Annotated in this window: 11 protein-coding genes; 4 read left to right on the plus strand and 7 right to left on the minus strand. The window is 64.0% G+C overall.

The genetic code is table 11. The features are described from left to right. Positions 1 to 8: 8 nt before the first annotated feature. Entirely contained in the window at positions 9 to 1,124 is a 1,116-nt protein-coding gene (locus ACUXVE_RS03175) for a glycerophosphodiester phosphodiesterase (RefSeq protein WP_445513812.1), read from the minus strand. Between the two features lie 208 nt (positions 1,125 to 1,332). On the opposite strand from ACUXVE_RS03175, the gene ACUXVE_RS03180 reads away from it, so the two are divergent. After that, positions 1,333 to 2,427, plus strand: a complete 1,095-nt coding sequence (locus tag ACUXVE_RS03180) for a beta family protein (protein WP_445513813.1) — start codon at positions 1,333 to 1,335, stop codon at positions 2,425 to 2,427. Here the strand turns inward: ACUXVE_RS03180 and ACUXVE_RS03185 are convergent. From ACUXVE_RS03185 to rpmH, 6 genes are all read right to left on the minus strand, one after another. Beyond that, positions 2,375 to 2,962: a sce7726 family protein gene (locus tag ACUXVE_RS03185; protein WP_222388076.1), complete on the minus strand. Its 588-nt coding sequence runs from the start codon at positions 2,960 to 2,962 to the stop codon at positions 2,375 to 2,377. The two genes, ACUXVE_RS03180 and ACUXVE_RS03185, sit on opposite strands and share 53 nt — an antisense overlap. Positions 2,963 to 3,031: 69 nt before the next feature. Then, the gene (gene mnmE, locus ACUXVE_RS03190) at positions 3,032 to 4,381 is read right to left on the minus strand and encodes a tRNA uridine-5-carboxymethylaminomethyl(34) synthesis GTPase MnmE (RefSeq protein ID WP_117311808.1); all 1,350 of its coding nucleotides are present in this window, start codon (positions 4,379 to 4,381) and stop codon (positions 3,032 to 3,034) included. Positions 4,382 to 4,384: 3 nt separating this feature from the next. Beyond that, positions 4,385 to 7,054, minus strand: a complete 2,670-nt coding sequence (locus tag ACUXVE_RS03195) for a polysaccharide deacetylase family protein (protein ID WP_445513814.1) — start codon at positions 7,052 to 7,054, stop codon at positions 4,385 to 4,387. Positions 7,055 to 7,183: 129 nt separating this feature from the next. Beyond that, complete coding sequence (yidC, locus tag ACUXVE_RS03200; protein ID WP_093820380.1) at positions 7,184 to 8,899, minus strand: membrane protein insertase YidC; 1,716 nt, start codon at positions 8,897 to 8,899, stop codon at positions 7,184 to 7,186. Next, positions 8,899 to 9,393 (minus strand): ribonuclease P protein component, encoded by a 495-nt coding sequence (rnpA, locus tag ACUXVE_RS03205; RefSeq protein ID WP_445513815.1) that lies wholly within the window; start codon positions 9,391 to 9,393, stop codon positions 8,899 to 8,901. Before rnpA ends, yidC begins: the two co-directional genes overlap by 1 nt. A 5-nt stretch (positions 9,394 to 9,398) precedes the next feature. Beyond that, positions 9,399 to 9,539 (minus strand): 50S ribosomal protein L34, encoded by a 141-nt coding sequence (gene rpmH, locus ACUXVE_RS03210; RefSeq protein ID WP_006404565.1) that lies wholly within the window; start codon positions 9,537 to 9,539, stop codon positions 9,399 to 9,401. A 254-nt stretch (positions 9,540 to 9,793) separates the two neighbouring features. Here rpmH and dnaA point away from each other — a divergent pair, with 254 nt between their 5' ends. From dnaA to recF, 3 genes are all read left to right on the plus strand, one after another. Then, positions 9,794 to 11,125: a chromosomal replication initiator protein DnaA gene (dnaA, locus tag ACUXVE_RS03215; RefSeq protein ID WP_025875573.1), complete on the plus strand. Its 1,332-nt coding sequence runs from the start codon at positions 9,794 to 9,796 to the stop codon at positions 11,123 to 11,125. A 276-nt stretch (positions 11,126 to 11,401) separates the two neighbouring features. Further along, positions 11,402 to 12,502, plus strand: coding sequence for a DNA polymerase III subunit beta (gene dnaN / locus ACUXVE_RS03220; RefSeq protein ID WP_005411731.1), 1,101 nt, complete (start codon positions 11,402 to 11,404; stop codon positions 12,500 to 12,502). A 931-nt stretch (positions 12,503 to 13,433) separates the two neighbouring features. After that, the gene (gene recF, locus ACUXVE_RS03225; protein WP_222388073.1) at positions 13,434 to 14,528 is read left to right on the plus strand and encodes a DNA replication/repair protein RecF; all 1,095 of its coding nucleotides are present in this window, start codon (positions 13,434 to 13,436) and stop codon (positions 14,526 to 14,528) included. The last annotated feature ends 61 nt before the right edge of the window (positions 14,529 to 14,589 follow it).

The following is a 14,589-nucleotide window of genomic DNA, read 5'->3' on the forward strand; positions in this document are numbered from 1 at the left end:
GACGCCGGTCAGTTCGCCGCGTTCGCTGCCGCGCCCGTTCCATCCACCGCCTGCCGGCCCAATGCCGGGTCATCGGTGAAGAAGGCATCGATGCCGGTCGCCAGGTAGGCACGCATCTCCGCGATCGACCCCTCCGCGTTGCGCGCAGTGTCCGCGCCCTTGCGCAGGTTGCTGGCCTGGAAGTGGTTCTCCGGGCGGAAGGTGTACGGAATCACCATCAGGCCCACCGCGTGCGCATCGCGCACCAGCGCCGTCGGCGTGCCCAGCGCACCGTTGGCATCCAGCGGGATGATCGAGCGCAGCTCCGGGCCGATGCCGTCGGCATAGGCCGCGATGTCCCTCAGTCCCGCCGGAGTCATCATCTGCGCATAGGTCAGCGCGCCGCCGGCCTTGGCGACATCGGCCGGCTGGGTGTCGCCCTTCCACAGCAGCTGCAGCAGGCGGATGTTGCTGCCGCGCGGGATCTTGCCGCGCAGGTAGCGCAGGTTGGCCGTCTCGAACGACTGGATGGTGACCGGGCCGACGTTGGTATAGGCGTTGCCGCGCAGCGCGGCCAGCAGCGTGTCTTCCATCGGCAGGCCGATCGACTGGAAGTAGGTCGGGTGCTTGATCTCCGGCACCAGGCCGATGCCACGGTTGGCACGACCGGCCTGCTGGACCAGGAACGCCAGGATCTCGTCCAGGCTGGCGATCCGGAACTGGCCGTCATAGGCGGTGCTGCGGAACTCCGGCAGGCGCTCGCGGGCGTACAGCGTCTTCAGCTCGGCCAGGGTGAAGTCTTCGGTGAACCAGCCTTCGACCGTCTGCCCGTCGATGACCTTGCGGGTCTTCCGCTTGGCGAATTCCTCGTGCTCGGCCACATCGGTGGTGCCACCGATCTCGTTCTCATGGCGGGCCACCATCACCCCGTCCTTGGTCATCACCAGGTCCGGTTCGATGTAGTCGGCGCCATCGGCGATGGCCTGCGCATAGGCCGCCAACGTGTGTTCGGGCAACAATGCGCTTGCACCGCGGTGGCCATAGACCGACGCCTTGGGCGCGGCCGGAGGGGAGGATTCAGCACTCATGGCCACCGATGGTGCCACGGCCAGCGACAACAGCAACGCACGACCCCACGACTTCACTGCAACTTCCCCAAGCGGTTTGTGATGGGCGTCAGTATGCGGCGGGAATGTGACAGGTTGGGGGAGCTGGGGGCCGGCTGCCTGCGGTTGGCCAATGATCGCGGTGACCGCCATTCGGATTGGATTCTGCAATTTTTCCGATTGAACCGCCGAAACGATGGGTCATAGCCTCGACTGACCAACACCGATGTTGGCGGAGGATCGGACCATGGAGAAGACAATGTACGTGCCTATCCTGAAATGGCGACAAGGTGAGTACCTCGCGGTAGGTCGTACACGCGAGACCATAAAGGACTGGATGTATCCCCTGTTCGAGATCCCGGTCGAACAGTGGGACTTCGAGAACGAGACGCCCGCCAAGTCGCTCGATGACCACCTGAAGAATGTCGGCAAGCGACTGAGCACCAATTGGAAGAAGCGCCGTTGCCTGTTCGATTCACCGCATCTTGGCGGCGACGACACGATGGCCAATGGAGACCATCACCTCGCGCGCGTCTTCGATCTCGCGCGGGCGTCGGGCTGCCAGGCCATTCCGGTAACCGGTATCGGCCGGCATCTGGCGTATCAGCAGGCAGTTGCCAGCATCATCGCCCAGGATGATCGTGGGTGCGGACTGCGTCTGGTTCCCGATGATCTGGAAGGTAGTCCTGTGGCGAAGATCGACGGCTTGCTGCATCTCCTGGGTGTAGCCCCGGAGCAAGTGGACATCGTCCTGGACAGTACGGCAGATGTCGCAGATTCTCCGACCCTCCAGGCATCGATCTGGCAGGCATGGATCGCTGGATTGCCCTACATCAGCCGATGGAGATCGCTCACCGTGGCCGGTGGCAGCTTCCCTGCAAGCCTGAGCCCGTCAGCAGGCTATCGCCCTCATGGTGACGTTCACCGTCGCGAATGGCGGGGGTACACCCGACTGACAGCCGGTGCCCTGCAGCGTCAGCCATGGTTCGGTGACTACGGATGCGCGTCACCACAGACGGAGATGATGGACCCACGCCTGTTCGACCCGAATGCAAAGATCAAGTACACGATCGATGACCAATGGCGGATCATCGTCGGCACCCAGGTCAAGCGCAATGGCCGCGACCAGTATCGCGACCTGTGCAGGCACCTGATTTCTGATCCCCCGGTGGTATTCATGGGACGAACTTACAGTGCTGGCGACGAGTACATCGAAGATTGCGCCAACAACGTCGCCAGTACGGGCGGAAGTTCGACCTGGCCAACGGTGGCGACCAATCACCACCTGACTAAGGTTGTTCGCGACCTCGCCAATCTGTCCGGCGCTTCAACTGTTCCCTGACCAGCGTGCGGATCTCGGCGAGGCTGTATACCTCTCCAAGCCGCTCACACAGCGCTGTGCGATTGCCGCGCAGCGCTGCCTTGTCCGGGTTCCTTGCACAGATCAGTGTCGTGATCTCATCACGCCAGAGAAGGGCGGCAACGTCCATCCCATTGACCGACGGATTGAGCCTGGCGGGTCGCAAAAGCTCCATTCGCACCGCATTACGCGCGCCGCGCGATACAGTGCGAACGCCCCACCACTCCGGCAGGACGTCCAGCGCGTGGTCAAGATGCCGCTGCCCCACAACAATCGTCGCTTTGTCGAGAACGTTTGAATAGAACTGCTGCTGCATGGGAAGCCTGCGCAGCGTGTCCACGTCGCTCTTGATCTCGTAGCCGTGCAGGTGACCGTTGATGACGCAGACATCAACCCGACAGGCACCGCGAGCAAGCCCCATCTCCTCCACGACCAGCGTATTGGGATTGGCAACGTGCTCAGCGATCACCTTCCGAAGTAGCGCGGATCTGACGTCGCTGTCGGTTATCGGGTCCATTGTCGAATCGTACCAAGAGGGAGTCGCTGTACTGCATGAAATCCAGGCATGTCGCAGTTCATCGCGGCACTACTTGCCGATGCAGAAGCTGGAGAAGATCCTTCCCAGCAGGTCATCGGCACTCATCTGCCCGGTGATTTCGCCCAGCGCGTCGTGCGCCAGACGCAGCTCCTCGGCCGCCAGCTCCAGGTGCTCGTGCACCAGCTCGCCATCGGCCCGCTGCGCGTGTTCCTGCGCGCGTTCGATTGCATCCACATGGCGGGTGCGTGCGGAGAATTCGCCCTCCACCTGCTCCCCTGCCCCGGCCGAAGCGATCGAACGCAGGCGCGCGTGCAGCTCGTCCAGTCCCGCGCCGGTGGCAGCGGAGACGAACACGCGGTCCGGGTCGTCCCGCACCGGCATCGCATCCAGCAGATCCGACTTGTTGTGGATGTAGACCTTGTGCGGCACCGCCAGTACCGCTTCGCCGATCGCGGCTTCGCCGGCTGCCGGATCGCGTGCATCCAGCACGATCAACGCCAGGTCGGTGCGCTCGATCTCCGCGCGTGCGCGACGCATGCCTTCGCGTTCGATGGCATCGCCACCGTCGCGCAGGCCGGCGGTATCGACCAGGGTCAGTTCCAGCCCATCCAGGCGGATGGTCTCGCGCAGCGTGTCACGGGTCGTGCCGGCGATGTCGGTGACGATGGCACGCTCGCTGCCGGCCAGCGCGTTCAACAGCGAACTCTTGCCGGCATTCGGTGGGCCGATCAGCACCGCATGCAGGCCATCGCGCAGACGACGGCCACGCTCTGCGTCGCGACGCAGCAGGGCCAGATCGCTGCGCGCCTGTTCCAGGCCACGCCGCACCTGTGCACCGCCGAGTGTGTCCAGTGGCTCATCGGCGAAATCTATGGCCGCTTCCACGTGGATGCGCAGCAGCACCAGCTGTTCGACCACTGCCTCGATGCGGCGCGAGAACACACCATCCAGCGAACGGCGTGCAGCACGTGCCGCGCGGTTGTCCCCGGCCGCGATCAGATCGGCGATGGCTTCGGCCTGTGCCAGGTCCAGCTTGCCGTTGAGGAAAGCCCGTTCGCTGAACTCGCCGGGCCGCGCCTGCCGCGCGCCGAGCGCGATGCAGCGTGCGACCAGCTGCTGCAGCAGTACCGGGCTGCCATGGCCCTGCAGTTCCACCACTTCTTCGCCGGTGAAGCTGTTCGGCGCCGGGAACCACAGCACGATGCCATCATCGATCACCTCACCGTCTGCATCTCGCAGTCGCGCGTAGTGCGCGTGGCGCGGGCGCAACGTCGGTGCGCCGAGCGCGTTGGCAATCGCTGCGGCGCGCGGGCCTGACAGGCGCAGCAAGCCCACGCCGCCCGCGCCGGGCGCGCTGGCAATGGCCACGATGGTCTCGGTGCGCTTCATATTGTTCATCGCTCAGAGCTTCTCCAGCTGCGCGCGCGCCTGCGCCGCTCCACTACCCTGCGGCTGCAGCGCGAGGTAGGTGGTGTAGGCGTGCTTCGCCTTGGCCTTGTCGCCAACGTGGAAGTAGGCATCGCCCAGGTTGAGATGGGCCACCGCGCGCGACGGATCGATCTTCAGCGTGTTCTCCAGCCAGCGCGCCGCTTCGGCGTAGCGTTGCTGGCGGTAGTAGACGAAGCCGAGATTGTTGGCCGCCTGGGCAAAATCCGGGCGCAGCTTCAGTGCCTCGGCGAACTGCACGGCGGCTTCGTCGTAGCGCTTCTCGCGGTACAGCTGCAGGCCACGGTCGTTGGCCTGCTGCGAGCGCTGGCGGTCGGAGGCCGGTCCGGCCGTCGGCACCACCAGCTTGGCCTTGCCGCCCTGCAGGTCGGCCACGGTCACTGGCGCTTCATTGTTCTTGGCGTCCTGGGCAGCGTCGACCTTGTTGTTCAGGGCGATCGCATCGGCGGTCAGCTGGCGTGTATCGGCGTTGAGGTATTCCTGGCTGTCCGGCACCTGGAACACGAACTCGCCCCCCTGCGAGCCGGGCAGGCTGCCGAACGCCGGCGTCTGCTGCGACACCGCCGACACCGCTGGCGCCACATAGGCGGCCAGCTCGGTACCGGTGATCAGGCCATCGCCATTGAGATCGCCCTTGCCAGCCAATGCCTGCAGCAGCACCCAGGTGAACACCGAGTGGCCGTTCGGGCCGGCATCGGCCACCTGCTGGTCGGCACCGCCGGCGGTCAACATCTGCCGCGCGCTGCGGCGCGCGTTCTCGCGCAGGAACGACGACGACGACGGCCCGCCGCGGGTGAGGCCGAGACCGCTGTAGCAGGCATCCATCACGAACATCACATGCTTGGCCTGCATGCTCTCGGCAATGTTCTGGATGTCGGTCATCGCGATGGCATCGGTGGCGAATTCCTTCGGGTCCGAATCCACCGGGATGATGTAGCCGAGGTCGCGCCCGGAGGCAAGCTGGCGGGTGGCGCCGTGGCCGGCGAAGAACACGAACACGCGGTCGTTCTTTCCGGTGCGGTCGTCGGCCAGGCGGTCGTGGAAGGCGGCCAGGATGTTGTTGCGGGTGGCCTGCTCGTTCTTCAGCACGATCACCTGCGAGGACGGGAAGCCGAACTGTCCGGTGAGCGTATCGGCCACGGCCTGGGCATCGTGGCTGGCATATTCCAGCTTCGGCCACTTGGCGTAGTTGTCGATGCCGACCACGATCGCCCACGATTTTTCATAGCCGGTGGTGACGGTGGCATCGCGGTCGCTGCCCTTGCGCGGTCGGGCGACGCTGAAGTCGCGGCCATTCCAGCCGGCGAACTGGTAGCCGTCGGCGATCAGCCGATCGAGGATCTGCGGCAACGCCTTCACCGCGCGGTCGTGGATATCGTGGAACAGGATGATGCCGCGCTGCTCCTTGTTCACCTGGTCGAGCACGCGCTGCACGATCGATTCAGGCACCGGGTCGGCCCAGTCCATCGAATCGATGTTCCACATGATCGACTTCAGGCCCGCCTCGTTGAGCAGCTGCAGGCCTTCGGCGTTGCGTGCGCCATACGGGAAGCGGAACAGCGGCGCGCGCTTGCTGTCCACGTCCTTCAGCAGGGTGTCGGTGTCCAGCACCTGCTGTCGCAGCGCATCGCCGGTGGTGCGCGACAGCTGCGCATGGGTCAGGCTGTGGTTGCCGACGGCGTAGCCCTCTTCCATCAGGTTGCGGCTGATCTTGGCCATCGGCCCGAGGCTGACCTTGCCGTCGGTGTCGACCTTGCCCAGGTTGCGACCGACCTCGAAGAACACGCCCGGTACGTCATAGCGCTTGAGGATTGCCACCACTTCATCGGTATAGGCCTTGTGCGGGCCATCGTCGAAGGTCAGCACCACCGTCTTCGGTGGCAGGTCGCGGCCGAAGATCTCGCGGTCGCTGTCCTTCATCGACATCGGGTACGGCTCGATCACGCCGTAGTCGCGCAGGATCGCTTCGCGGCTGTAGTCCTTGTGCAGGTGCACGATGTAGTCGTCCCACTTCTCGCGCTTCAGGTCGATGGCACGGCTGCGCTCGAAGCGGCTGAAGATCCGGGTCAGCTCCTGGTTGTAGTTGCGCTCGATCTCGTCCAGCGCCTCCAGGTCTTCGCCGATGCGCTGGTGCAGCTTCACCGCCGGCAACGAGGAATCGGCGCCGATGCGTTCGTGCAGGTCACGCAGCACCTCGCGGAACGCCAGGCGATCGGCATCGAACAGTTCCGGTGCCGACTCGATGTAATCCAGCACCGTGCCCAGGGTAGCGAAGCGCTGCGGGCTGGTGCCGCGCAGCAGGGTGTCGAACTGCGTGGCAATGGCGCCGCGCTGCACCAGTCCGTCGTGGAACAGCTGCTGGCCGATGCGGGTGGAGGTGGTGCGATCGGCCGCGGACTGCTGTTCCTCATCGGCCAGCAGCACGATGATCCGGCGATAGCCGTCGAGCTGCTTCTGCAATGCGCCGAGCAACGGCGCGGCGGCCGGGTCGGCGGCAGCGGCAGCCTGTGCGCTCGGCTGGGTGACTGCCGTCGGTGCCTGCGCGTCCTTGTCGCCGCAGCCGGCTACGAGCAGGGTCAGCAGCAGGCTGGGCAGGAACAGGCGGAACGACGGCGCACGCGGCATGGCGGACTCGAACAAGGGGGAATGGTGTGCCGGCGATTCTAACGCCGCATGCGAAAAGCCCGCCTTGCGGCGGGCCTTTGCTGGGCCAGCCGGCCAGCGGCCGGCTCTACCCCTCGGCGCAGACGCGCCTTACTTCTTCTTGGCCGGAGCGGTGGCTGCCGTGGCCGGTACCGGGTCGCTGCCGTGGCGCTTGGTCATCCACCACTGCTGCAGCAGGCCCAGGCCACCGTTGACCACCCAGTACAGCACCAGGCCGGACGGCATGAAGGCCATCATGACACCGAACACCAGCGGCATGAACTGCATCATCTTCTGCTGCATCGGGTCCATGCCCGGTGCCGGCGTCAGCTTCTGGGTGAACCACATCACCGCCACGTTGATCACCGGCAGGATGAAGTACGGGTCACGGGCGGTGAGGTCCTGGATCCAGCCGAACCAGGGCGCCTGGCGCAGTTCGACCGATTCCACCAGCACCCAGTACAGGGCGAAGAAGATCGGCATCTGGATGAGGATCGGCAGGCAGCCGCCCATCGGATTGATCTTTTCCTTCTTGTACAGCTCCATCATCGCGGTCTGGAACTTCTGGCGGTCATCACCATAGCGTTCCTTCAGCTGTGCGATGCGCGGCTGGAAGCGACGCATCTTCGCGCCACTCTTGTACTGCGTCGCCGACAGCGGGTACAGCACGATCTTCAGCAGCACCACCAGGCCGACGATGGCCCAGCCCCAGTTGCCCACCAGCTTGTGCACCTGGTTGAGCACCCAGAACAGGCCCTGGCCGATCACCGCCATCATCGAGAAGCGGCTGTAGTCGACCACACGGTCCAGACCCGGCACGTCTTCCTTGGCGATCAGGTTGACCAGCTTCGGGCCGACCCACAGGCGGGCCTCGGTGCTGGTGGACTGGCCCGGGGCCACGGTGAAGGCCGGGCCACGCGCTTCGATCAGGTCACGACCGGCCACCTGCGACAGCACGTAGTGTGCGGTCTGGTCCTTCTGCGGGATCCACGCGGTGAAGAAGTGGTGCTGCAGCATCGCCAGCCAGCCGCCGGTGATGTTCTGGTTCAGCGCGCCATCGTCCAGGTAATCCTTGAACGCGCGACGCTGGTACTTCTTGTCGTTGTCGTACCAGGTGGCACCGTTGAAGCTGAACGAGTCCGGGTTGGTCATGCTCCGCGACAGGATCGTCGGGCTGCGGTCCAGGGTGCGGTAGACGTAGCCGTTCCACGGCGCGGCACCGGCATTGCTGACTTCATCCTTGAAGCGGATCGCATACTCGTTGCGGCCCACGATCAGGGTGCGCTTGATGGTCACGCCGTTGTCGGCGGTCCATACGAACGGAACCTGCAGTTCGTTCTGGCCCTTGGCCAGCACGAAGTCGCGGGTCTCACCAACCAGCTTGAAGCCGTCGGCACCCGGCACCGGGGTGTTCTTGTCCTCGCTGGCCCAGCCGCTGATCGCGCTGTAGGGATGGGCGGGATCTTCGGTCAGCAGGCGCACCGGCGGGCTGCCTTCGTCCTTGCTCTGCGGGAACTGCAGCAGTTCGGCGTCGAGCACGCGGCCGCCATCGAGCTTCAGGCGCAGCACGTCGGTGGTGATGGTCACGGTCTGTGCGGACGGGGCGGCGCTGGCCTGGGCCTGTGCAGCGGCCTGACCCGGGGCACCGGGAACCTGCGCGCTGGGGATGCTGCCCGGGGACGCACCGGGGACGCTCTGGGCGGCGGCCGGGGCCGAGCTGGTCGTCGGCGCCGGGGTCGGGGCGGACTTTTCACGGCTCCACTCCATCCACAGCAGCACGGCCACCATCAGCCAGGCAAAGATCAGGAAAACACGGGTCTGGTTCATCAGCAGGCAGGCTCAGCGGGGCCGGGACGCGGTGCCGGCTCGGTGACGGAGGGAATGGCAATGCCATCAGGCGGCGGCATTGTGCCGTCCACGCCCGGCGCGGGCAATGCGCGCAGGCGCCGCAGCAGGCGCAGGAAGGCCTGGCGGATATCTTCGTTGCTGGCATGACGCGCAGCAGTACGAGCCACGACGACGAAGTCGCCTGGCTGTATGTCGGTTCGTGTCTGACGCAGGGCGTCGCGCAGGACGCGCTTGATCCGGTTACGCCCAACGGCGTGAGGATCGACCTTGCGGGAAACCGCCAGACCCAGCCTGGCCGGCCGGTCAGCCGGTAGCCAGTGCAGGGTCATCAGCGGATCGGACACACGGCGGGCGCCGTTGAAGACCGTTGAATATTCGGCACGCGTGCGAACCCGCGCAGAGCGAGGGAATCGCTTGCGCGGGTCTGCAGTATTCACTGTCGAATGGATTGCGTATGCCGCTGGATGCGGCATGGCAATCAGGCGCTCAGGACTTTGCGGCCCTTGGCGCGGCGACGCGACAGGATCTTGCGGCCGTCAGCGGTCTTCATACGGGCACGGAAGCCGTGGTCGCGCTTACGCTTGAGGTTGCTGGGCTGGAAGGTGCGCTTGGTGGCCATGTGGGCCTCTCGTATGAATGGGACGGAAAGAACCGGAAATTTTAGAGAGGTGCACCCCCTCCCGTCAACCCCTGTCTGCTACGCCAATTCACCGGGCTGTGCAATAGCTGTGGATCTTTTTGTGAATAAGTAGGGGACAAGCATTCCGAAGGCGGGCGCTCGGTGGTAGGCTGAGCCATCCATTTCCCCCCTTTCAGGCCTGTGTTTGGGCGCCTTTTCGCGCCTATGCATCGGCCACCGGACAATTATTGCTGATGGATGCCTGGTCACGTAGTCTCGAGCGACTCGAGGCGGAGTTCCCGCCCGAGGATGTTCACACCTGGTTGAAGCCGCTGCAGGCAGATCTGCGCGCTGACAGCCTGGTGCTGTATGCACCGAATGCCTTCATTGTCGATCAGGTGCGCGAACTGTACCTGCCGCGGATCCGCGAGCTGGTCACCCACTTTGCCGGTTTCGGCGACGTATTTCTTGAAATCGGCTCGCGTCCGCGGCCCGTGGACGCGCAGATCGCGCCGGTTTCCAGCCATTCGGCGCAGGCGCCGGTGCAGCCGCAGGTTCCCTTCGCCGGCAACCTGGACAACCACTACACCTTCGCCAACTTCGTGGAAGGCCGCAGCAACCAGCTGGGCCTGGCCGCAGCATTCCAGGCGGCGCAGAAGCCGGGCGACCGCGCGCACAATCCGCTGCTGCTGTACGGGGGCACCGGCCTGGGCAAGACCCACCTGATGTTCGCCGCCGGCAACGCGATGCGTCAGGCCAATCCGGCCGCCAAGGTGCTGTACCTGCGTTCGGAACAGTTCTTCAGCGCGATGATCCGGGCCTTGCAGGAAAAGACCATGGATCAGTTCAAGCGCCAGTTCCAGCAGGTCGACGCGCTGCTGATCGATGACATCCAGTTCTTCGCAGGCAAGGATCGCACCCAGGAAGAGTTCTTCCACACCTTCAACGCGTTGTTCGATGGCAAGCAGCAGATCATCCTGACCTGCGACCGCTATCCGCGCGAGGTCGAAGGCCTGGAAGCGCGCCTGAAGTCGCGGCTTGCCTGGGGCCTGTCGGTCGCCATCGAGCCGCCGGACTTCGAGACCCGCGCTGCGATCGTGCTGGCCAAGGCCCGCGAGCGTGGTGCCGAGATTCCCGATGACGTTGCGTTCCTGATTGCCAAGAAGATGCGCTCCAATGTGCGCGACCTCGAGGGTGCGCTGAATACCCTGACCGCCCGCGCCAATTTCACCGGCCGTGCGATCACCACCGAATTCGCCCAGGAAACCCTGCGCGACCTGCTGCGCGCCCAGCAGCAGGCGATCAGCATTCCCAACATCCAGAAAACCGTTGCCGATTACTACGGGCTGCAGATCAAGGATCTGCTGTCCAAGCGTCGGACCCGGTCGCTGGCCCGTCCGCGCCAGGTTGCCATGGCGCTGACCAAGGAACTGACCGAACACAGCCTGCCCGAAATCGGCGACGCCTTTGCCGGTCGCGATCACACCACGGTGCTGCATGCCTGCCGGCAGATCCGCACCCTGATGGAAGCCGACGGCAAGCTCCGCGAGGACTGGGACAAGCTGATCCGGAAGCTGAGCGAATGATGCACGTACGCCGATGAGGCGTCACCGCATAAAACGGTGCAGAATCCGGTAGCAAGCGCGGGACAGGGTGTGGATAAAAATGCCGTTGGATTTCCCGGAAGATTTATCCACAGCTTTCCCCACCCCTTGGGGGCTGGTAATGCAGAGGGTTTCGAAGGCTTAATTCCTTTTGTTTACAAGGACTTAGCTGCGTTTTCCAGCGATTCTGGCTCTACCAGCACCACCAAGCTTTTGATTTATTCCACATTTTTTTAAAGCATAGGGGCACGGAACCACATGCGTTTCACACTGCAGCGCGAAGCCTTTCTCAAGCCGTTGGCACAGGTCGTCAACGTGGTCGAACGCCGCCAGACCCTTCCGGTTCTGGCCAATTTCCTGGTGCAGGTGCAGAACGGCCAGCTGTCGCTGACCGGTACCGACCTGGAAGTGGAGATGGTGTCGCGGATCGCGGTTGAAGATGCCCAGGACGGCGAAACCACCATTCCCGCCCGCAAGCTGTTCGAGATCATCCGCGCCCTGCCTGATGGCAGCCGGATCACCGTCTCGCAGACCGGTGACAAGATCACCGTGCAAGCAGGACGCAGCCGCTTCACCCTGGCCACCCTGCCCTCCAACGACTTCCCGTCGGTGGACGAAGTGGAAGCCACCGAGCGTGTCGCGATCGGCGAAGCCACGCTGAAGGAGCTGATCGAGCGAACTGCGTTCGCGATGGCCCAGCAGGACGTGCGTTATTACCTCAACGGCCTGCTGTTCGACCTGCGCGGCGACGCGCTGCGCACCGTCGCTACCGACGGTCATCGCCTGGCCCTGTGCGAAACCGATCTGGCCAAGCCCAGCGGTTCCAAGCGCCAGATCATCGTTCCGCGCAAGGGCGTGACCGAGTTGCAGCGCCTGCTGGAAAGCGGTGATCGCGAGATCGAACTGGAAGTCGGCCGTAGCCACGTTCGCGTGAAACGCGACGATGTCACCTTCACTTCGAAGCTGATCGACGGTCGCTTCCCGGATTACGAGGCAGTGATTCCGATTGGTGCCGACCGCGAGGTGAAGGTGGATCGCGAAGCACTGCGTGCCTCGCTGCAGCGTGCTGCGATCCTGTCCAACGAGAAGTACCGCGGCATCCGCGTGGAAGTTTCGCCGGGCAACCTGAAGATCAGCGCGCACAACCCGGAGCAGGAAGAAGCCCAGGAAGAGATCGAGGCCGACACCACGGTCAGCGACCTGGCCATCGGCTTCAACGTGAACTACCTGCTGGATGCCCTCTCCGCCTTGCGCGACGAAGAAGTGATCATTCAGTTGCGCGACTCCAACTCCTCGGCGCTGGTGCGTGAATCGAGCAGCGAGAAGTCGCGTCATGTGGTGATGCCGTTGCGTCTCTGACAGCTGCGCCGTTCCACGTGGAACACATGGACGCCCGGGATCTCCGGGCGTCTTTTTTTTTGTTCCACGTGGAGCATCGTTGCGAATGCTTACCGCCGCCCTTTGTGGCTCGTTCCGATGTGAGCATCCGCGTTGCCCTGATGGGTTGTCGGCGCAGGGAACCCACGGTCCCGGGAAGCCAGCGGTGGAATCCACATGCTGAGATGTCGAGACACGTTGGATATGAGCGCGCAGCGGGATCGGATCCAGCAGCTTCCGCCTGCGTGCTGACCTCTCTGTCCACAGGCCTCGTTCGTGGAATTTCGGCGCCTCCCTAGCTTCTAAATCTGGGTATAAATCAAAAGCTTGGTGGTGATGGTAGGGCCAGATTTCATGTAAAAGTAGGCTATGTATATGATTAAAAAAGCTTTTATAGGGCTGAAACCCCCTGTATATAGGCGATCAAGCCTGGGGGGGAACCTGTGGATAGTTTTACAGCCGAGGAAAAGTGCCTTTTTTATCCACAGTTCGCCCACACCTTGTGTATAAGTCATACAGGCCCGCTGTGGATGGCGTGGAACTGCCGCTTTGAATTTCTTGAAATCTGTGGAACCTAGCAGGGGCCTTGGTCGCAGATTTCAAGAAATCTGGGGAGCACTGACTGCAATCTCGGTGTGGAGTCAGGCCATGAGCCGGGGAAACCGTCTTCGGAATGGCGAAATCTGGACGCCTTGAGCCTTGGCTTCCTGCCGGATTTGAACGATTTCGGCCACTGTCTCCGGCCGCCTGCATGCCGGCAGGCCTCCGCCACGTGGAACCCGTGTTCTCCAAGGCTGCAACGCCCCGCTGATGCCGGTCCACGTCCGATCCACGCTGGCTGGCTTGACCAATGCAGTAAGCTGGGTGATTCCCCGCCCCTCTACCGCCCTGTGCGGATGGTCTGTCGCATCCCATGCAGATTTGTCGTCTTGCCCTCCACCACTTGCGTCGTTTCGATGCGGTGGAGCTGTCGCCCCAGCCAGGGGTGAATCTGCTGACCGGTGACAACGGCGCTGGCAAGACCAGCGTCCTGGAAGCGTTGCATCTGATGGCCTATGGGCGCAGTTTCCGCGGGCGGGTACGCGATGGCCTGGTGCGTCAGGGCCATGAAGCTCTGGAAGTCTTCGTGGAATGGGACGAGCAACGCGGTGATCTGTCCGTGCAGAGGCGAAAAGCCGGGCTGCGGCATAGCGGGCAGGAGTGGAAGGGGCGGCTGGATGGCGAAGACGTCGCCCAACTCGGAAACCTGTGTGCCGCCCTCGCTGTGGTGACCTTTGAACCGGGCAGTCACGCCTTGGTGAGTGGTGGTGGCGAGCCGCGACGGCGCTTTCTGGATTGGGGCCTGTTCCACGTGGAACCAGACTTCCTTTCCTTGTGGCGGCGCTATTCGCGCGCGTTGAAGCAGCGCAATGCCCTGCTCAAGCAGGGCGGGCCGTCGCGGATGCTCGATACCTGGGATCACGAGCTGGCCGAGGCGGGAGAACCGCTGACCAGTCGTCGGCAGCACTACCTGGAGCGACTGCAGTCCCGAACCATCGCCCTGGCCGAGGCACTGGCTCCGCAACTGGGAATCGTGGGCCTGAATCTGAGTCCCGGCTGGCGCCGGCACGAGGTTCCGCTGGCAGATGCCCTTCTGCTGGCGCGCGATCGCGACCGTCAGGCGGGTTACACCTCGCTGGGCCCACACCGGGCGGACTGGAGCGTGGCGTTCCAGAGCATCCCGGGGCGCGATGCGCTGTCACGCGGCCAGGCCAAGCTCACCGCCCTCGCCTGTCTACTGGCCCAGGCGGAGGATTACGCCGAGCAGCGTGGCGAGTGGCCCGTCATCGCGCTCGACGATCTGGCCTCGGAGCTGGATCGCACACACCAGGCCCGGGTACTGCACCGCCTGTTGGCGGCACCGGCGCAGATATTCATCACTGCAACAGAAACGCCTGCAGCACTGGAGACTCTGAGCAACATCACCCGGTTCCACGTGGAACATGCACAGATCGTGGCTGTGCCATAGTGGGCACGGCAAGGCCGCTCAGCCCCGGCTGGTATAATTCAGGCTGCTATCCCTTCATTCT

The sequence above is a fragment of the Stenotrophomonas sp. 3(2025) genome, assembly GCF_052665395.1.

Excerpts from the sequence above, each read along its gene's own strand:
- ACUXVE_RS03180 (WP_445513813.1), top strand. The coding sequence starts at position 1,333 with ATGGAGAAGACAATGTACGTGCCTATCCTGAAATGGCGACAAGGTGAG.
- ACUXVE_RS03185 (WP_222388076.1), bottom strand. The coding sequence starts at position 2,962 with ATGGACCCGATAACCGACAGCGACGTCAGATCCGCGCTACTTCGGAAG.
- mnmE (WP_117311808.1), bottom strand. The coding sequence starts at position 4,381 with ATGAACAATATGAAGCGCACCGAGACCATCGTGGCCATTGCCAGCGCG.
- ACUXVE_RS03195 (WP_445513814.1), bottom strand. The coding sequence starts at position 7,054 with ATGCCGCGTGCGCCGTCGTTCCGCCTGTTCCTGCCCAGCCTGCTGCTG.
- yidC (WP_093820380.1), bottom strand. The coding sequence starts at position 8,899 with ATGAACCAGACCCGTGTTTTCCTGATCTTTGCCTGGCTGATGGTGGCC.
- rnpA (WP_445513815.1), bottom strand. The coding sequence starts at position 9,393 with ATGCCGCATCCAGCGGCATACGCAATCCATTCGACAGTGAATACTGCA.
- rpmH (WP_006404565.1), bottom strand. The coding sequence starts at position 9,539 with ATGGCCACCAAGCGCACCTTCCAGCCCAGCAACCTCAAGCGTAAGCGC.
- dnaA (WP_025875573.1), top strand. The coding sequence starts at position 9,794 with ATGGATGCCTGGTCACGTAGTCTCGAGCGACTCGAGGCGGAGTTCCCG.
- dnaN (WP_005411731.1), top strand. The coding sequence starts at position 11,402 with ATGCGTTTCACACTGCAGCGCGAAGCCTTTCTCAAGCCGTTGGCACAG.
- recF (WP_222388073.1), top strand. The coding sequence starts at position 13,434 with ATGCAGATTTGTCGTCTTGCCCTCCACCACTTGCGTCGTTTCGATGCG.